Source organism: Lunatimonas salinarum (assembly GCF_017811155.1).
GTDB classification, from domain to species: domain Bacteria; phylum Bacteroidota; class Bacteroidia; order Cytophagales; family Cyclobacteriaceae; genus Lunatimonas; species Lunatimonas salinarum.
Window position 1 is genome coordinate 26,420 of record NZ_JACVCV010000001.1, and the last position, 19,057, is coordinate 45,476.

The window sequence follows — 19,057 nt, forward strand, 5'->3', positions numbered from 1 at the left end:
GTTAGCTAGGGAATGGTCGTTAAGGTGTGGGACTTTGAAGAAACCAAAATATGCTTGGGGCTGGATGGAATCACCTGTTTTTGTACCGGTAATCCGTTTTTCAGAAGAACCAACTCACTTACATAGGACACATAGGGAAGGTTTTCCAAAAAATGAATGAAGAGACTCTCCTGAAGGGAAACGCCAAAATCCATTGAATTTTCTCGCCGAATAGCCCAAGGTGATAGGTATCCAATGATGGCATCCTCAAGCAGGTTCCGGTGCATTGCAGGGTCTAACCCTAGCCGGAATTGTACGGTCAACTGTACTCTAACCTCTTCGTAGACTGGATTTTCGACGTGAAGGAGGATTGAAGGAGAAGATTTGGTTCGCAAAAAATCGTGCATTTCGTTCAACCGGTCAGTGCTAAATCGGGGTTGAAATCTATCGAATACGTTCTTATCGACCGTGTCCGGGATCACCAAGAGTGTTATTTCCCCCGGAGCAAAGAAGCTTGTTGGACTTGTGTGATTTAAACATTTCACCCTATACGCACTTGGAAAGGCCTCTAGTAGAAGGTGTTCATAATCCCACAAACTCACAGCCCGATTTTTATGCCGTAGCCTTTCACTTACGCGAACGTAAAAGGCAGCATCCTTCTCCTCGGGCCTACTTCCGTACGAATTGAAAGGCTGAGATACGGATTTTACACCCGCTAATCGTTCTACCATTTTAGAAATGCTTCCTGCAGGTAGTCCTTGTTCTAAATGCTCCAGGCTATTGGACTCGTTTTCAAATTGTACCTCAAACGCTTGAGGGAGTATGTCCATCAACTGGCAAGAGGCGTCAAACGCACTACTGGAAATAGCCTTTATCCATATATCCTCGTGGGTCATTCTACTGCTTTTCTCAAAAGCAGCTTCGGGTAGCTGAAATCGGATGATGCCGGATTTGAGGAAATTATCTGTTCCATCCGATATAATTTGCTGGCTGTTGAGTGGAACCCAGTGATTTTGGATGAGCACCTGCCAAGTGACATTCCTTTGTCCAGCAAGGGGCGCATTCAACGGGTTTTCACTTCCATCAATCACTTGAAAAAGCAGGGAAAGCTGCTGATTAGGCACCAAATCCTGGATCTGAAGAAATAGTTCGCCGACGGATTGCCGGGGAAACGAGGTCAAATACACATGTTGTTCCGCCTGAGGGAGAACCGATTTCTGAGCAATATTTTCTTCAAAATACCCAAAATCGTCGAAAAGAAAGACCTTCAGCCCGTTTGGGTTATTCATTTGATATAGGTGGGAGGTCTCGTATCCGACTAAGATTTCCTCTGCCAAGGGAGTATAAGGTTCATTGGGAATCAAGGTCTCCGGATGTTCACTGGCCATGGCCATTGCATAAAGGCGGGGAAACAATTCGTGCAAAAAAGATCTATTTAACGATAGTCTTATGCCCTTTCCTACCGGCAGCTTTCCGGTAGCTGCTAGTTGTAGCTTCGTCTTATAAACACCCGATTCCTTGGTAAATAAGCTCCGTTGGCTTGGCTCGGTTTTGATCCAGTTGACCCCCTCTCGCGTAAACAAATCATAGGTGAAATACCCATCTCCCTGAACAATCAAATTAGTCGGATCTGAATTCACCTGGACTTTAGATTCCTTGAGGGCGGTACTAAGTGCCAAAGGTGTCATTATTAGGTGCTTCAAATTGGTAATGGACGAATCCTTGGCTACAAAATGCTGTGCTACATAGGCCTCTTTGCTAAAGTTTGGGTCGGAAAGGCTTCTATATCCAAAATACAGCATCTTGAAATCCTCCGGTGTATTGTCCCATCTGATTTCCAAGGAGACCTTATTAACCGTTTTATTTTCCCACGAGGGTTCTTGGATGTAAAAATTACTTCCCTGTTTGGGATAGGAAGAAAACGGCATAAAGGGCTTTGCCGACTGAAGCACACCCATATCATTCTCTACTTGGGGTAGGTGGATTCCTTGAATGGAAGACTTTATCTGAATAGAGGTACAGGGATTGGCGGAAATCCCTCTCAGAAAATCATACATTCTTCCTGTCGTCAATGAAAAGGATATCCGAACCAACGGATTCCCACTAACCTCCGCCCTTTCGTGAAGTTTTAAGTCAGCGTTAACTACACTAGGTACCGTTTCCCCTAGCAAGAAGGCAAGGCGAAAGGTATTTCCCTCACAACTACTCTGAAAGTCTCCGGTAATAGCGACCGGGTTTGAGCGTATCCAACCTTTGGATGTTGTCCAATCAGTGTTTATGAGTGAAGTGATTTCCCCGCCCTGTAATGGAGAGGCCAATGGATCTCTGAATGTAAAAGCGATCGAGAATTGCCGGTTAGCACCCTCCGGACTGCGAAAGTGCTCGTCTGCCAAAGTAAATCCGAATCTCCCCATTTCCAAACCAGGGTGACCAAAGGGCCACCATTTCGGAAATTTATCGGGAAACCCACCTCCCTTCCCATCGAATGAATTGCCCACTTGACTTACAAATACGCGCTTTCTTTCGGGGTCATTGTAGCGGTTTTTAATAGCTGCCAACTTAGCCTGATTGGCACCAAAATCACTTAATGCGCGATAGAGTCGTTTCTTTCCCAACGAATCCTTTCCGCCGTCAAATAACGTGCCTTCCGAAATGTGCACTTGATTGACTTTAGCCAGCTCCAAAACCAAAAATGTCCGGTCACCTGCAGCAGGTTTTTTTTCCAGATTCAATATTTCCCGGTAGTAAAAATCCAGGTGTCGCCTAATCAGCTGGTTCATTGACTTGGTGGGCCAATCCATCAATCGAAGAAATGCGTAAAATAACGCTAAATGCGGCGAAAGACTTCCCTTTGACTCCATTGATCGAATCCGGGATTTGATTTGCGTGATCGCCTGTTGATAAGCGTTTGTTCCCTTTGCAGGCAGGGTTTGCCATTGAACGAGGGAATCAAAAAAAACGACCCAATCACCGATTACTTGCTCAGGATATTTCGAATGGAAAAAAGGGATGTATTTAGCAAAGTTACGGGCAAACATAAGCCAATCTTCCAGATCCAAATCCAGCAACCGAAGGTTGGAAGGATCCAGTTCAGAAAGAAATCGGCCGTTTTGTGTGGTGCCTGATCTCCAAAATAGCTTTATTTTTTCCAGTTTTTCAGTACCCATAACCGAATCACCTTGCGTTTGCCTCTACTTTATAAAAAGGAAATACCATATTCTTGCGGGAATTTGTTGCCCGAATAATGTAATCAATTTCAATATGTATGACTCCCAAATCCCCCGGGGATTCCGACATGTTGATCTTCTCTACACCAATGCGTGGTTCATGGTAAAGAATGGCAGTCTCGATCAGATCAGCCAGGTAGGTGACAGTGGTCCGATTTAAGGGGCTAAACTGAAGCTCATCCAGTTGGCAACCAAATGTGGGTTGCATGATACGCTCTCCCAGCTTAGTAGAAAGTAAAATGGCTAAACTGCTTTTGATATCTGCCTCCCCACTGAGCATGTTTACCTCTCCGGCTTGGTGGTCAAAGGAAGGTGGGAAACTCCACCCTTTTCCAAGAAATTCCTGATCGTTTTCCATAGCGGTATTCTTATCCGATTAGCACGCTGGGCTCTCCTCCCATAATTGAGCCACCATGGGTCGTGCTGTCTCCCATGCGGGCGGCTGGCATGCCTCCAATCAGGACTGTTGCCGATCCCGCAAGGATGCTGTCAGGGGGACCGGTACAGGTAGCCATGTCTCCAACCCGTGCGGCAGGTAGGCCCCCAATCAGGACAGTAGGTTCGCACGGCGGCATTATGGGACCACCCACGTGTGGGACGGTACCCGTTGTCAAGGGGCAAACATGCATATCGGTAATTCTGGCAGCAGGGCTTCCCATGGCGGTAAGTCTTTAAGATTAATTTATCTGAACAATGGCACCTTTTAACACGGCAGTCCCCGATGTGATTACTTCCGCACCGCCGCTTCCCTCGGCTTTAAATTGTGCCTGTGCTGAAAGCGTCACATTGTTTCCTTCCAGCACGATATCCCCTGTGCTTTTCAGGGTAATGTCCTTACCACTTTCCAACAAAATGCCGTCCGGTGAAAGGGTCACTTGATTCTCATGATCATCGTAAAGGGTGAGTATATCATCCTCCTCATTAATAGTCAGACACTTACCGATTGGAGTTTCTAGTACAACGGATTTCTTTTCGTCGTCAAATAAGAGTTTCAACCCACTTCTACTTACATAGCCTTTTTCATGATTGTCATCTTGGGCTTGGATAGGCGCTGGTTTGGCGCTACTATGCAGCATTCCGAGCACGACTGCCTGATTGGGGTCTTCATTGATAAAGCCCACAATTACCTCATCCCCTATCTCCGGCCTGAAAACCATGCCCCTCTCCTGTCCTGCATCTAGACTGCTACACCTACACCAAATACCCTGCTCCTCTTCATTGATTATAGGTATTCGTACCAAAATCCGATCTTCCGATTCAGGATCATCCTGTAGTTGCGTGACAATACCACTCTGTAAACCCCTGACTGATGCATAAAGCCCCGCTGCCGGAGGCGCATGAATATGGTGGGTAGTCGAAAACCACTCCGGACTCATTCCAAACTGAATATCCACCGTCCAGTTACCCTCAGCAAAATGATGATATACACCACTCACAAAGACATCACCGCTAAATCGGTCTCCCACGCCTTCCAAGGTAATTATGCCTCCTGGAACTACTTGGGAAACGCCTTGTACCCTTACCCGTCCCCGTATTTTTGCAAGCTGCTGAAAAAGCCACTTTGCATCCGCCCATTCTTGAAGCTGCACATCGCTGAGTCTTCCACCATGCTTTAATTCTAGCGCATCCTGCCGCATGGCATCAGATAGCTCCGAAGGTGAAAGATTGCCAGCCAGTGTCACACTCGGGTCTGAACCGGCAACTTTGATTATTTTTTGATCGGATAGGTTCCACCCTTGCGCAATTACCTCGGGGTATTGATTTCTACCATCCATCTCAGCATCAAACTCCAATAGATTACTTCCAAAACTTGCAGTTCCGGAACTTTCCTGACTTAAATCAGGCTTTTTGATAGTAATCTTCCCTCCATCCACGGCACATACCATGCCGTTGGCCTGGGCACGGGTGATCATAAAATCCCAATCAGAAGTATCGTATTGAACCAATTCAGCGTGGGTATGTGCGATTGTTTCTACATCAGCTGCTAATCCATTTCGGGTTATCAGCGCTTCTATTATTTCACTATCGCTGTTCTCATAATAATACCCGCTTTGACGAATGGAAGTCATCTTGGTTGCGGCATCACGACACTCTACCACTAATTGACTACCCCCCTGCCGGATACGAATCCGCTGGGCGATTACCAGTCCCTTGAAAACAGGTTCTGAAGAACCGTGATATCCAAATGAAATCTCGATTTCTCTTCCGGGCAGAAACAGCGACTCATTACTCACCGGAAAATCAGCGGAGGCAGGGTCCCCATCCACCACTGTCAGCTTAGCATAAGGGATCCTGTTTAGTTCTCTGTGAACTACGACACTCAAAATTTGTATGGAGGCGGGCAGTTCAGTACCGTCTACTTTGATCGTGTGGGATACTAGATCCATGCTTTGTACTGCCGACAATAGTCTTCCGGGACTCATACGCATTATTTGTGAATGGGCGGAAAGTAAATTTCCTGCCCAGGCTGTAGGTTTCTAAAATCTACCAATTTATTAGCTTTGGCCACTTCCAGGTAATATGACGCGTCACCATAAATCTCATACGCCATCAAAGGCAGGGTTTGCCCAGCTCTAACCACCCGGTAATGCGTGAGATCGGGAGACTGATTATTTTCCTTCGCAACTCTGAGGTCATCTTCAACAAAACCTTTGAATTTTGCCTTGGCCACGGCGCGAAGCGGCGTGCCGTCGGAACGAAAGAGTTTAAACTCCACATTCATTTCGGTGAGAGAGCCTTTGAAGAGCAGACTGCCCCAGGATATCATTACGTAATTAGGCTTATGCTGCTCTCCGTTGTAATCCAGCACCACCTTCTTAAACTTCTCCAAGTCATCGATGATGCCATCTTCTGTTCGGGGACGCTCCGGGATAATACCTGTGCGATCAAATACAAAATCCAACTGAAGCTCCTCAGGAAGCTTTTTGTTGAAGCGCGGCGAAGCAGCACTGGTGCCCGTAGCCTGTTGGGTATCTTGCTCGATTTTGTAGGTATACACGTACTTTTCCGGGTTCATCAAGGTAGAAAACTCACCGTCTCCCACTTTATTGTTGAACTTCGGATCACTATATGCAACCACTTTTAATTTTTCCAGCTTGCCTTCCGACATATCCTTATCGTTCTTTTTGTAGCCTCAAAGCCTCCATGATGTCTTCCATCAATTCAGCCCCTTTCGTATCTGCGCCACTTGGTTTACCGCCAGATACGTCTGTCTGCTGACTTCCGGTTCCCTCTCCAACATGGATTCGGATGTTAAGTTCTTTAATCTCTATGGGCATTAGGATAATGTGTTACAGTATTGGTAAGCCAATTCAATGGTTTCCACCACCAGCTTGCTCTCTTGGGCATTAAACTCTCCGACTTCCCACTTGACCGGAAATGCATGAACCACATTCCAGGTAATCAACGGTTCATGTTCTTCGTTCAATAGCTTGATTGTCAAATCACGTAGTTCAAACTCAAAATTCTCAAAGCTATCCATGCACCAATCGATAAGTTTGGAGTCGACCTGCAGCCCTCTTTTGAGTACGAGGTTTGCGTGCTTTGTACGTACTGGCAATTTGTACTTAAACCGGTTTTCTCCTCCTTCAGCCATCTCCTCCGTATCGATGCTCACCGAAAGACCAGACACAGACTGAAATTGAGAATCAGCTGTTTCTCCTTCCAAACCAGTAAATTCTACGCTGAAATGAAAGCCAACAGGAGGATAGCTCATTGCCATGATCAGTCGTTTTGAATGCTCAAGCCTTCGTGTACCAACTCCATTGACTCGATCGCAACCTCGTTCCCATCTGCTTTCAAGTCCGTGGATTGAACCTTCGTCGGCCAGGCATTTTTTACCTTCCAACTGACCACAGGTTCATGCTCCTCATTGAGTAGCTTGATGGTGATATCCCGTCTTTCGATTTGGTTTAGCGACACCGAATTCCACCAGGCATAGAATTCATTATCGCTCTTAAACGTACCCCGCTTCAGGGTAATATTACTGTATTTTTGAAGTCCCGGCATTTTGGTTTTGCTATACTCGGGACTTGCCCCATGACGGTATTCGATTACTTCGGTCTCCACATCCAGCCCGGACACTTCCGTAAAACCTATTTTTGTTCCTCCCCAATCAACTGAGAAATGAAACTTTGACAATGGATAACTCATGATTGAAATGTTATTTGGTTTAACCTGTTATGACTCTTGCATTTTATGCGAAAATTTCAGAATGATGAATTCAGCCGGCCTGACAACAGCCATACCTATTTCAACATTCATCTTCCCTTCCAAAATATCCAGTGCCGTCATCGTTTGTCCCAAGCCCACGCGTACGTAAAAGGCATGGTCCGGCTTGGCACCGGCAAGCGCACCGGCCCTCCACTGCAATACCAAGAAGTTTTCAATCATCGCGCGGACTTTGACCCAAGTATTGGCGTCATTGGGTTCAAATACAAATTGCTCGGTAGCCTTCTTTACGGATTCCTCTACCATGTTAAAGAACCTCCTCACCGGCACATACCGCCATTCGTTATCATTTCCAGCCAGGGTACGTGCACCCCAGATAAGCGTGCCTTTTCCGGTAAATGCTCTGATTGCATTGATGGATTTACCTGAAGTGGTATCTACATTGAGCCGGTCTTGCATCTCATTGGTTACTTTTACAGTAGGTTTGACTACGTAGTTCAACGAGACATTCGCTGGAGCTTGCCAAACCCCTCGATTAGCATCTACTCTTGCATACACTCCGGCGACGATCGCTGACGGAGGCAGCACGACTTTCAATTTATTGATGCCTGATTTTATTTTGTTGTAGGTAGCACTGTCCACTTCTTCAATTTCGCTCATCAACATGCCGTCCAAAACACCATCCGACTCCATGTCCATGCCTTCAATTTCCAATAGCGCGTCGATTAATGTAGGATCGACCAAGCCCATGATGCCTTGGAGTAAAGCAGGTATATTTGCAGTATTTATGGCCGCAAGGGCATCGGCTGCGGCTGTTTTTACTGCCGAACCGTCAGCGGCGCCGGTTAGGGCGGATTGTAGGTCTGTGAGGGCTTGGATAAGGGTACCCAAGTCGGCATCCGATTCCAGCTCTGCGGCCACAGCAGCAGCGGCATCAGCAGCTGCTTCCGCTAGGTCCGCGTCAGCAACCGCCATTGCGGACACGTTGTTGGCATTTTCTACAATTTCCTGGCACAGATCACTGTACTGGGACAGGGAAGTAACTAAGGTTCCTAAGGGATCTACCACGGAGTTTCGGTTAGTGAGTGCGTCCGCGTCATTTTGCCCCTGTATGTCCGCGTTGGCATCTGAAAAAGCCGTCACTTGAGCGGTAATACCTGCAATGATCGAATCTGCCTCCGACATGATTTCATCAACTTCATCGAGGATATCGGTAACCGGCGAGGAATCTACCACGGTATGATTGATCGGAATTTCTTCCGGGTCATAGGCATAATTGAGGATGGTTTCCAAATAGGGGTAATATACCGCCCCATACTTCCGGTATTCGATTTCCGAGGTTATCAGATCCCTCACCCCTTCCGGAGCCCCAATCTCTGTAGCAAGGTCATCTGTATAAGTATCTATGATCGTAAATCGGTCACCCAGTTTGCGACACTGAGTCAGTGCACTATTGTATACCGCGTAAAAATCTGCGGAGTCTGGCAAGGAGGTAGCGTCTGGAAATACAATCAAAGTGGGCTCGTCTTCCTTTTCCAATGCGTCCAATCCGGCTGTCAGGGCGGTGCGGGTGACCGGGTCCACATCTGGGGCGTCCTCGTACACACCTACCGAGACAATATAGCAGGGCCCTCCACCATTGGCGAAATAGGCCTGCATCGCATAATACATTAGAAAAGGGGATTTATCTTCAGAAACAGGGGCCTCTACCAAAATGCTGCGTTCACCGTCCGCTTCACGCACCGTCACTTGTATACCAATTTCAGCCTCCGGGCCTCCGAAAAACCGCTCGTATTCGAGCATGGAGACGATTCGAGTCGGAATGTTTATCAGGGTGTGGGATGCGTCCTCCTCCTGAGCCTTGGCCTTATCGGTGTAGCCGATAAAGGCCGGGATCGCTGTTTCTACTTGTGCAACAGAAGGAGGAAATTTAGAGATCTCCTCTATGTACACGCCGGGGGTTCTGTAATTAGTTGCCATGGGTCATAGAATTATAAATAGATTTCTGATACGACTTTTTCTCCCTCCCACTTTAGGAGGCGAATATCGGGATTGGGAACGGGGGGATCGACCGGCCATTGCGGGTTACCGGCAAAATCCGACTCCAGATCAATGGAAACAAACCCATCCCGGGTCAACGGCTTGACAGCCAACGTCTCCGCTGAAAATGCTGTCTCTGCCTGTAGATACCTCCAATAGGTGGATCTGTTATTGAAGTTTAAATAAAAGGTTGTTGGATGTTGCTTCAGGGTTCCGTTTGCATTCAAGATATTGAAGTCACCGCTTTGTCCTTCCATGGTCAGCACCAACAAGCCCTTGCAACCTGTGGGCAGAACTATTCTCAACTGCGCGCAAAGGTTGCGTATGGTGGAGGGATCGGCAAATATCCCCTCATTCAAATCCGTATATTCATTTGTAGCAATGGGGAGTTGCCCATTTCCAAGTGGAAAACGCACCAAATTATTGCACCACACCATGCCTCCTTCGGAGAGAAAGGGCATTTCCGTATAATGCTCGAAAAATGAATCTTTGTAAAACATACCAAAGACAAAAAAGGTCTCCTGGGCCAATGGGATAAATGGAACCTGCATCTCAGTCGGATTTTGGCGGATTATTGCCTTTAGGTGGGTGTTGGTGGATTTCAGTACAATTTGATGACCTCTTAATACGCGACCGGTTTCTCCCAATGGCATCCAAGATATTAGGTCACGCCAATCATATAGATCCAGCTGTTTTTGCCTGGTAAACTCATCTAATTCTTCAAACCTGCTAGTACCCAAATTCAAAAAGAACCGGTGAAAAATTCTGATAGAGAATAGGGTTTGATAAGCAAGTAACGTCATGACGTGCGGTGTTTAAGTGAATTTTCCACAGTCTCGATTAACGGACCTGTACCTGAAACTTTTCCCGCATGTATAGGAAGCAGGCAAACTTTATAAAGAACTGCGGGCAGCTGCCTGCCGCCAAGTGTACCCCATATAAAATTTAACTCCTCAAACGAAGGGCTGAAAAGGTCTACTGTGAACCTGAACGGCCCAACAGCAGCCATGGAGTTGACCTCACGGTCATAAGTTGTATTGGCCTGCGTGAACACTTTTTTGGATTGGAAATATTCCATGATTACAGAAATATCCTTCAGTGCCTGCGCATATTGGGTACGATTTGCGCTGAAAAGTGCAAATGCGTGAATGTTTACAATGGGGTTTCTATAAACTGTCTGCGTATCGCTTCTGGTATGATTGGGAAAGTTTTTAAGTGCAGGTTCTTCCTGAAAATTAACCAAGGTCATTACTACTTTGTCCCGCATAACCTCCGCTACCTCCGTAGATCCTTCTACAAAGGCTATATTATTTAGGATAACTTCGGAATCCTCTAATCCTACTTCCTTAAAGTAGCGATTAACCTGCTCGGACAATATTTGGAAAATTTCGAAGATCATACCAATTACCAAATCTTTTTTCTTCCACCGAAATTGCAGCCATTGACCCTTTAAATTCTAAAAATGGCTGTTTATTACGTTAAATCTTTGATCCATCCCTATAAACGGTAATTAATTAAATTCACCAACGATCTATGAAGTCAAATGAACTTTTGACTTTATCCAAAAATGCAAAATTAATTCCCGAACTGATCAAATTTGGGACTATTAATTCAGAAATCCTAATTGGAATAAAGATATTTTCAGACTTTTAAAAATTTTTCTTTTCAAACAAAAAAGCTTTATAAATGAGATAGTGGTTTATTAAAAATATTATATATCCATAAAAAAATCATATAAATTATTTTCCAAAACTAGCCAGTTTTAGAAACCGAAGAGCCATCTTCTTCATAATAGGCTTTTTTTCAAGACAATAGGGTTTGAGGACAATTCATTGATTGTCAAGAGACACCTAATTCAAAAAGTCTACAACTCTAAAAAATCTCTCCTAATTTCTCCAAAATCTTGTAAGTAATCAGGTAGGTAGGCCGGATGCCCTCCATTCCCAACGCACCTGAGGCAAGGGTACCACCGGTCTCCAGCGGGTTATCCGATGCATAATACGCATAGTGAACTTTGACATTTTTGCGGATACTGTTTCGGATTTTGCTAGCGGATTGTATCGCCTTCTGATAATGTGCCCCTTCCATCTCTAGTCCGATAGCCTTCCAAGATGACTCCATAAAATACTGAAGCACGTCTCTGTTTTGAAGGGAAGTACCCAGTACCGAAATCATAGGCCCTTCAAATACCTGCAACCCGTATCCTTCAAAATCCTTGGTTTTAAGTTCGTTTTTAAAGGGATAATTATCCGCCGTTCCTTCAAAAACATGACTGCTCGGTATCATGATGTCTCCTTTATTTCCTTTCAAGATACCTGCCTTCCCCATAATGGAAGCGGAGATTACATCTAATGGGACTCTCCTGCCATTTTTTTCGTAGGGCTTGAGAAGTTCGTCAAAGCATTCGTATGCCTGCTCTCCAAATGCATAATCCATTACAATCAATACGGGCTTACGCTTTTCGTCTGTGGGAAGCTGCACATGAGGGATGAGCGTCTTGGAATTCATTTTACTGGTATCAATAAGCTGAACTCCGATATTTGTGCCACTTAGATCGGGAAGCTCGATCAGTCCATGATGCTTCGCGTAGGCTTCAATCTCTCTTGCTTTGCTATTTTTTCCCGCTGTCCCTATTTCCATTGCCTCCTTTTCAATCGCCTCGAAAGAATCAAGACCGAGAGCCTGATGACCATAGATAGTGTTTAAAAAACTATGAAGGTTTGCACTGATGATGTGAATGGGCCTATTGGTAAGCGCTTCCTCGTCGAGAACCTGCTTGATCCTTTCAGCCCAAAGTTCGCCGTATACATGGTGCCCTACCCGCTCTCTCAGCGTAGCGGAAAAACTAATCTGACGGTCTTTCTCGTCTGACAACTCCATCATCGAAAGCCTGCCCAAGTGGTACACAATGGAGAAAAGGCTATTGGTATGGCTGGAGGATTCAAATTTTTCGACCGCCTGATGGGTTTCTTCAAAGGTTCTACCAGTGATGTGGCTCAGGTATGAACAAGCAGCCTCTCTGCTGAATTCTTCGTCTCTTTCCTCTTTGCCTACAATCTTGGCGAGCATCTCCCAATTCAGATTGATCACACCTTTTGGATCCATGCTGTTTCGGGCAATTTTTTTTGATTCGATAAACAAAAACGTAAGATGTGTCAGGATATCATAAATATCACTTTTACCTCGGGTCATCTCCACGTACATCTGATCCTCGTCCACGCGATAGCAATTCCTGCGCCGTTTTGCGGGAATGATGGGATTAAAACCTGACTTTTCATATCCCTCTCTACTGATAAGCCGAATATACCGGCATTCCTCTATCCCTCTCGGAAGCCGCTCCATCACATAAAGCAATCCATCCAATTCGATCTTCTCAGGGTCAGCCACCAAGCCGTAGATTTCCGGGCTCAAAATCAACAGCGAATCCACCAAGGATTCTCCAGAGACCCCGGTTGGCTTGTAGGTGCCTCTTGTAAAAAGGTGCCTCATGGTAATATACAATCGCTCAATGGCTGATCTGGATTGTTGGGCTTTGGTTCTCTTCATGTATTTTAAACGTTGTCTTTAGGGATATCAATGGTCGCAATGAATACGTGAGATTCTGACGTCACCCGAAGATGTTGGCCTTCTGGAATTAGACTTTTAAAACGATGGTGTTTAGGCGGACAGGTAAATCTATCAAAAGTCCTTCCTTCCACAAAGATAGCCTAAATCTCCCAGGGAGCTTACGCCTTGAGTTTATCGCCAAACAATTTCTTGAACTTCTCTACCTTTGGCCGGACCACAAACTGACAATAGGGTTGCGTCCCGTTCAATTCAAAGTAATTCGTGTGGTAGTCCTCGGCAGGATAAAAATTTGCGAAAGGAGTCACTTCGGTCACTATTGGCTGGGTAAACCCACCCTCTTTTGGCAGCTTGGCAATGAATTCTCGCGCTATTTGCGCCTGCTCCATGCTATGATAAAAAATCGCTGACCTATATTGGGGACCTACGTCCGCCCCCTGTCTGTTAAGGGTGGTAGGGTCGTGAATGGAAAAAAAGACAGCTAAAAGCTCCTCAAAAGTAACTATACTCGGGTCAAACGCTACCTGTATGACCTCGGCGTGTCCGGTAGTTCCGGTAACTACCTGTTTGTAGCTGGGATCCGCCACATGGCCCCCGGAAAATCCGGACATCACCTTGTTTACGCCGTTTAGCTTTTGAAAAACCGCTTCGGTGCACCAAAAACATCCGCCGCCCAATGTAGCTATTTCCATACCTTCCGGTGTATCCACCGCTGTTGTGGGTAATGTTGTCATGATTGATACGTTTTTTTGATTGGTTGAATTCTAACAGGGCCTTTGGGTAAAAAGTTTTTATCAACCTCAATTCCTTTCTGTGTGACGGAAATAAGATTTTGCCGGTATAATTTCATCATCGCATCCCGCACAGCCGGCATAAAGTGCCGCCAGGAACTAGGGTACATCCACCTTACCACCTCTGAGGGACAAAAGCTCGCCGTACCTCGCATCCTGCACATCTCCAAGATAGCAATTTCCAAAATTGCTGTACTCATGACGGAAATAACGTTAGTTGGCCATTTCCTTTAAACAGGGAAAAATCGTACTCCGGCATATTGCGGCCCGAGAGGTATCTCGCCGCCGCCTTTTGAAACATCTGCCGAATAAGTTCGGCGATTGCTCCCTCCCCTTTTATCCTTCTGCCCCAATCTGTGTCGCTTAAGGTACCGCCATGTAGGGATTGAATTTGATTTAACACCTTGGACGATCGGTCAGGAAAATGTCGGTCCAGCCATTCCTTAAAAAGGTCTCCCAATTGACCGTTCAGGCGAACAACCGTATAACCGGCCTTCACCGCACCGGCATCTGCACTGTACTTGATGATTGTGGCCATATCTTGTAGGTTAATCCCCGGAATTAGCGGAGCTACCATCACCCCACAGGGAATTCCCTTCTCCGAAAAGTCCGCAATCAACTCAAGCTTTTTGGCCGCTGTGGCGGTTCTTGGCTCCAAAATTGATCTTAAGGAGGAGTCTAGGTGATTAATGGAAAAGTATACATGTACCAACCTTTTTTTTGCCAATTCAATAAGCAAATCCATGTCTCGTTTGATCAACACATTTTTGGTGATGATGCTTACCGGATGCATATAGGAAAGACAGGTCTCAAGTAAACCTCTTGTAAGCCGATACTTCCGTTCTGCAGGTTGATAACAGTCTGTATTTCCAGATAAGAGAATTACCTGTGGCTGGTAGGATTTTGACTGAAAGCTGGAACTCAATGCTTTTACGATATCCTTTTTCACCAAAATGGTAGTTTCGAAGCCTAACCCTGAATCGTATCCCCAATACTGGTGGCTATTTCTGGCATAGCAATAGATACAGCCATGTTCACACCCTTGATAGGGATTTACGGAATAGTTTACACTGAGATCCGGGCTATCGTTTTTACTGAGCGGATTTTTCACCCCTACCTCTAGGTAGTTAGTGGTAGGTTTCTCCGTCCGGATTTCCTCATCTAGTCCCTCTAAAAATTTTTGGACTACTTCTTCACGCTGGAATTTATTAGGTGGGGAATATCCTGCCCCCCGACCTTTGGCTAGGTGACGGTTCATATGGGGAAGTTAGCACTTTTGTGCCAAAGCTACAATCTTCTGCCTATGATTAGGGTTTACAAATCATAATAAGCGTCGGAGGAAAGTTCCGTAGCGTAAAGGTTGTTTTTATACTCTTAAAATAGGGTGCAAATTGGAATTTAAGTAAATAAGAATAGCAAATTTGAATAAAAGTGCCATTGCTCTTTAACCCGGAGCTTGATTTCTCGTAGATCGCAGTTCTGGAGTCTTTGGGAATCAACGAAAACGGAAGTGAAGACAATATCAAATCGGCCATCTGTCCATCAAGGTAGTTATCGATATGCTCTGCCGAATCACAGATTACCTTCACATTTGGCTGTCTGAATTCCTTCTCCAGATTTTTACAAAAATGTTCACTGATCTCAAAAACATACAGTTTTGCTTCGGGGTGCATCCTTTCTATGATTCCTTGCGTGATGCTTCCATCTCCCCCGCCCAATTCCACAATCACTCTGGCATCCTTGAAATCAGCAAATGAAAGCATTTTATTAACCAATGATTTGGAACTAAAAGTCACCGCTCCGGTAGTTTTAATGTTAACAAAAAGCTCTTTAAAAAGAGATCCTCTTCCCATATGATTAGTCTGGTTATTTTAAGAATAGGGGCAAATATAGGTAAAGGAAGTCTGACAATAAATATGGAAATGGAATATTACCGGCTAATAGGTCAAAATAGGCACCTGCCTTGTAGGATTTAGAAGTACTTTTACAAAAGCATCCAACCATTCCTCCTAAAGATGATAATATATGCGTAAAACTGTTTTTTAAAGTTGGATGAGCGAGTATATTTGACGGCTCATTGTTGATGCACGTGTATGTGGTTTACCAAACTGATTGGCCTCCTTTTATTTTTAGGCATTTTTGTGCCCTTTTCAAATGGGATTGCGCAAAGTGATCTTACTGGAAACAGGCCTGTTACCCAAACGTATTTAATTCGTAGCGCAACAGTAATCCCTAGGCCCGGTGTAATTCAATCAGGTCAGGACGTACTTTTTAAGGACGGGATTATCAAATCCGTGGGAAGAAATCTAACTGCGCCACCGGAAGCTGTAATTATACCTGGGGACTCATTGTACGTTTATCCTGGTTTTATCGACGTAGCCAACAAGTTAGATGTCGCCAGTCCCCCAGAGATGGAGAAACCGGATGATTTCGACAGTTCCAATCCGGACGACTACCTAGCCGGCATTCATCCGCAGGTCAACGTACTAGATCACCTCAACACACAGCGCGGAGAATGGCGTAGGCTTGGATTTACCTTGGTACAAAAGGTCCCTATGGGCATGGGCTTATTGCCTGGGAAGACGGCCGTAATCGGATACAGTCATCCCCATGAACAGGTTGTACTGGCAGAAGATGTAGCGGTTTACGCCCGGTTTAATACGGTTGGGGGAATGTATCCGGCCAATAATCTCGGAGTGATGGCTAAATTCAGAGACCTTTTCCAAAACGCCAAACTCCTGGACATACACCTAGCCCAATATAACTCCACAACCGGGGTACGCATTCCGGAAAAAAACCCCGTATTGGAAAGTTTGGTTCCTGTGGTAAATCAAATGCAACCGGTTTATTTCGAGATAGAAGATCAGTTGGATATAGGGAGAGCGCTACGATTACAGGAAGAAATCGGGTTCAAGCTGATCTTGGGGGGCATATCCGAAGGCGAGCAATATATCCCCACCATTAAGGCCCGTCAAGTAGCCGTATCTCTTAGCTTAAACCTTCCGGCAGCACCTACCGATAGTGTGGGGCCCGATTTGGAGGAAATAGAAAGAAAGCGTTTCGAACGAGTATCAGCAGCTTATACAAATAGAGTATCCTTACCGGCCAAATACGCGGAAGCAGGAATTCCCTTTGCCTTTACTACCAAACATTTGGCAAAGGATAAATTTTTTGATAACCTGCACCTTCTTATCGATCATGGCCTATCAGAAGATGCCGCACTTGCCGCGCTGACCATCAATCCAGCCAATATACTGGGAATCAGTCGGGTAGCAGGTGATATTCAAGTGGGTAAGCAGGCAAACTTCGTCATTTCTACTGATCCGTTATTCGATAAAGAGGCTCAGATCAAATTTGTAATTGTCAATGGCCATGTGTACGAATATGAAATTAATAAAGGCTCTGTGAAGGCCGCTTCGAATGGCGTGGAGCATTGGAACTACCAGGCTAGTACCCCTGCAGGAGAGTCATCCGGAGAGCTGGTAATATGGAGAGAGTCAGGGAAATGGGTGGGAGAAATCACCATCGACGATCCAGTGAAACCCGGGCAGCTAACCTTGCCATTGGAAGATATAGATAAATCAGCTACCATGCTGGGCTTTGGGTTTAGCTTGGATTCCAACGACAGGAAGATTAAGCTGAACGTTCAGGGCGAGATTTCAGGCACCACCTTTCATGGGACTTTGGATGTAATGGGTACGGAGCAATTTCCCTTTAAAGCCGTAAAGAAAAACATGCCGACCAGCTAACGCCTTTCCGGAGGTGTCTGTAATCCAAAACGATCGTTCCAATTTGGGGAAATTGCTGAGAAATATCAACCCATTAGCGCTGACCAATGGTAGTTAAGTATAAAAAGAAATCATAAATACATGCGTTCTGTTCAATTTTCCATCCTATTCTTCGCTTTTACCTTTTTTTGTAGTTTCCTATTCGCTCAGGAAGCCGACCACAACGACTATTTGATCAAAAACGCAACAGTAATCACCATCACCAACGGTATCTTGGAAGAGACTGATGTATGGATGGCAGACGGTCGAATTCGTCAGATCGGTAAGGGACTGCGCGGATCTAGCAATACGGTGGAAATCGACGGCAGCGGCCGGTTTTTAATGCCGGGAATCATTGATGCCCACTCCCATATTGGCTTGGAATCCATCAACGAGCCTACTAGCCCCATCACAGCAGAGGTCAGTATGCGAGATGTCATCAATCCCTTTGATGTGGGAATCTACCGGGCATTGGCCGGAGGGGTGACCATTTCCCATGCCATGCATGGCTCTGCAAATGCGATTGGCGGACAAAATGTCACTTTAAAACATCGATATGGAAAAAAGGATCCCTATGCGTTGGTCATGGAGGATGCCCCTAGAACCATTAAGTTTGCACTAGGAGAAAACCCCACTAGGGTACATGGCAGGGGCAAAGGGTTACAGCCTAGGAGCCGTATGGGGGTGGAAGCAGTCATTCGAAATGGATTTGAGGAAGCAATCCAGTACAAAAATGCGTGGGAAGCTTACCGCAGTGCGAGCGTGCAGAAAAACAACACCCTCGCACCGCCAAAATACAATGCTCGACTACAGACTATAAGCGATATTTTAGATGGAAAGATTATTATCCATTGCCATTCCTATCGTGCAGATGAGATTTACATGCTTATCGAACTCTGTAAAGAGTACAATATCGACAAGATTGTCTTCTCGCATGTTAACGAAGGTTTCAAAGTAGCCCCAGAACTGGCCAAATACACCATGGGGGCTTCTATCTTTTCAGATTGGTGGGCGTATAAATTTGAAGTTTACTATTCCACGGCATACAACGCAGCGGTTCTGGAAAAAAACGGTGTCATTACGTCTATCAACTCAGACTCAGGGGAAGTTATTCGCCACCTTTATCACGAAGCTGCCAAAACCCAGCGCTATGGCGGACTCAGTGATGCACAGGCCTTGGCCATGATTACCATAAATCCGGCCAAACAATTGGGAATAGAAGACCTGGTTGGATCCATAGAAGTGGGCAAGCAAGCAGATTTAGTACTGTTTGATGGGCATCCACTTTCTATATATGCGGTACCCCAGATGACCTTCGTGGATGGTATCAAATATTTTGACCGGTCTCTTGACAATCCGGATCAACGCCTGAAAATCAGTCCATCTGAAATCGTAGAACCCATTTACCTGTATTCTCAAGAGCACAGTTGTATGCAGGATGTAGCATTTTATTTTAGCAATTTCGGACGTAATCTCTTCGAACACCGACATTGATTAAAATAACGATATAAAGTAACCA

The 19,057-nt window shown here is 45.4% G+C and carries 18 protein-coding genes; 2 read left to right on the plus strand and 16 right to left on the minus strand.

Features of this window, described 5'->3' with window-relative positions; genetic code table 11:
- Positions 1 to 5: 5 nt before the first annotated feature.
- From IAQ59_RS00090 to IAQ59_RS00165, 16 genes are all read right to left on the minus strand, one after another.
- A complete protein-coding gene (locus tag IAQ59_RS00090) occupies positions 6 to 3,146 on the minus strand; it encodes a baseplate J/gp47 family protein (RefSeq protein ID WP_209328735.1) in 3,141 nt (1,046 codons plus the stop codon).
- Between the two features lie 7 nt (positions 3,147 to 3,153).
- Positions 3,154 to 3,564 carry a GPW/gp25 family protein gene (locus IAQ59_RS00095; protein ID WP_209328736.1) on the minus strand — a complete coding sequence of 137 codons (411 nt, stop codon included), beginning with the start codon at positions 3,562 to 3,564 and terminating at the stop codon, positions 3,154 to 3,156.
- Positions 3,565 to 3,574: 10 nt separating this feature from the next.
- Positions 3,575 to 3,865: a PAAR domain-containing protein gene (locus IAQ59_RS00100; protein ID WP_209328737.1), complete on the minus strand. Its 291-nt coding sequence runs from the start codon at positions 3,863 to 3,865 to the stop codon at positions 3,575 to 3,577.
- An 18-nt stretch (positions 3,866 to 3,883) separates the two neighbouring features.
- Positions 3,884 to 5,629: a type VI secretion system tip protein VgrG gene (gene vgrG, locus IAQ59_RS00105; protein ID WP_209328738.1), complete on the minus strand. Its 1,746-nt coding sequence runs from the start codon at positions 5,627 to 5,629 to the stop codon at positions 3,884 to 3,886.
- Between the two features lie 5 nt (positions 5,630 to 5,634).
- The gene (locus tag IAQ59_RS00110) at positions 5,635 to 6,315 is read right to left on the minus strand and encodes a CIS tube protein (RefSeq protein WP_209328739.1); all 681 of its coding nucleotides are present in this window, start codon (positions 6,313 to 6,315) and stop codon (positions 5,635 to 5,637) included.
- 4 nt (positions 6,316 to 6,319) lie between these two features.
- Positions 6,320 to 6,484 carry a DUF5908 family protein gene (locus IAQ59_RS00115; protein WP_209328740.1) on the minus strand — a complete coding sequence of 55 codons (165 nt, stop codon included), beginning with the start codon at positions 6,482 to 6,484 and terminating at the stop codon, positions 6,320 to 6,322.
- A complete protein-coding gene (locus IAQ59_RS00120; protein ID WP_209328741.1) occupies positions 6,484 to 6,927 on the minus strand; it encodes a phage tail protein in 444 nt (147 codons plus the stop codon). The genes IAQ59_RS00115 and IAQ59_RS00120 overlap by 1 nt, the downstream gene beginning before the upstream one ends.
- Positions 6,928 to 6,929: 2 nt before the next feature.
- Entirely contained in the window at positions 6,930 to 7,358 is a 429-nt protein-coding gene (locus IAQ59_RS00125; protein WP_209328742.1) for a phage tail protein, read from the minus strand.
- A 27-nt stretch (positions 7,359 to 7,385) separates the two neighbouring features.
- Positions 7,386 to 9,356: a phage tail sheath family protein gene (locus IAQ59_RS00130; RefSeq protein WP_209328743.1), complete on the minus strand. Its 1,971-nt coding sequence runs from the start codon at positions 9,354 to 9,356 to the stop codon at positions 7,386 to 7,388.
- Positions 9,357 to 9,367: 11 nt separating this feature from the next.
- Positions 9,368 to 10,219: a hypothetical protein gene (locus IAQ59_RS00135; protein ID WP_209328744.1), complete on the minus strand. Its 852-nt coding sequence runs from the start codon at positions 10,217 to 10,219 to the stop codon at positions 9,368 to 9,370.
- Positions 10,216 to 10,815, minus strand: coding sequence for a Pvc16 family protein (locus IAQ59_RS00140; protein ID WP_209328745.1), 600 nt, complete (start codon positions 10,813 to 10,815; stop codon positions 10,216 to 10,218). Before IAQ59_RS00140 ends, IAQ59_RS00135 begins: the two co-directional genes overlap by 4 nt.
- 473 nt (positions 10,816 to 11,288) lie before the next feature.
- A complete protein-coding gene (locus IAQ59_RS00145) occupies positions 11,289 to 12,962 on the minus strand; it encodes a DUF6909 family protein (RefSeq protein WP_209328746.1) in 1,674 nt (557 codons plus the stop codon).
- Between the two features lie 179 nt (positions 12,963 to 13,141).
- Positions 13,142 to 13,714 (minus strand): peptide-methionine (S)-S-oxide reductase MsrA, encoded by a 573-nt coding sequence (gene msrA / locus IAQ59_RS00150; protein ID WP_209328747.1) that lies wholly within the window; start codon positions 13,712 to 13,714, stop codon positions 13,142 to 13,144.
- Positions 13,711 to 13,971 carry a DUF3253 domain-containing protein gene (locus tag IAQ59_RS00155; RefSeq protein ID WP_209328748.1) on the minus strand — a complete coding sequence of 87 codons (261 nt, stop codon included), beginning with the start codon at positions 13,969 to 13,971 and terminating at the stop codon, positions 13,711 to 13,713. The genes msrA and IAQ59_RS00155 overlap by 4 nt, the downstream gene beginning before the upstream one ends.
- The gene (locus IAQ59_RS00160) at positions 13,968 to 15,029 is read right to left on the minus strand and encodes a PA0069 family radical SAM protein (RefSeq protein ID WP_209328749.1); all 1,062 of its coding nucleotides are present in this window, start codon (positions 15,027 to 15,029) and stop codon (positions 13,968 to 13,970) included. The genes IAQ59_RS00155 and IAQ59_RS00160 overlap by 4 nt, the downstream gene beginning before the upstream one ends.
- 49 nt (positions 15,030 to 15,078) lie before the next feature.
- Positions 15,079 to 15,624 (minus strand): class I SAM-dependent methyltransferase, encoded by a 546-nt coding sequence (locus IAQ59_RS00165; protein WP_209328750.1) that lies wholly within the window; start codon positions 15,622 to 15,624, stop codon positions 15,079 to 15,081.
- Between the two features lie 240 nt (positions 15,625 to 15,864).
- On the opposite strand from IAQ59_RS00165, the gene IAQ59_RS00170 reads away from it, so the two are divergent.
- Positions 15,865 to 17,520, plus strand: a complete 1,656-nt coding sequence (locus IAQ59_RS00170) for an amidohydrolase family protein (RefSeq protein ID WP_209328751.1) — start codon at positions 15,865 to 15,867, stop codon at positions 17,518 to 17,520.
- 120 nt (positions 17,521 to 17,640) lie between these two features.
- Complete coding sequence (locus IAQ59_RS00175) at positions 17,641 to 19,032, plus strand: amidohydrolase family protein (protein WP_209328752.1); 1,392 nt, start codon at positions 17,641 to 17,643, stop codon at positions 19,030 to 19,032.
- Positions 19,033 to 19,057 lie beyond the last annotated feature (25 nt).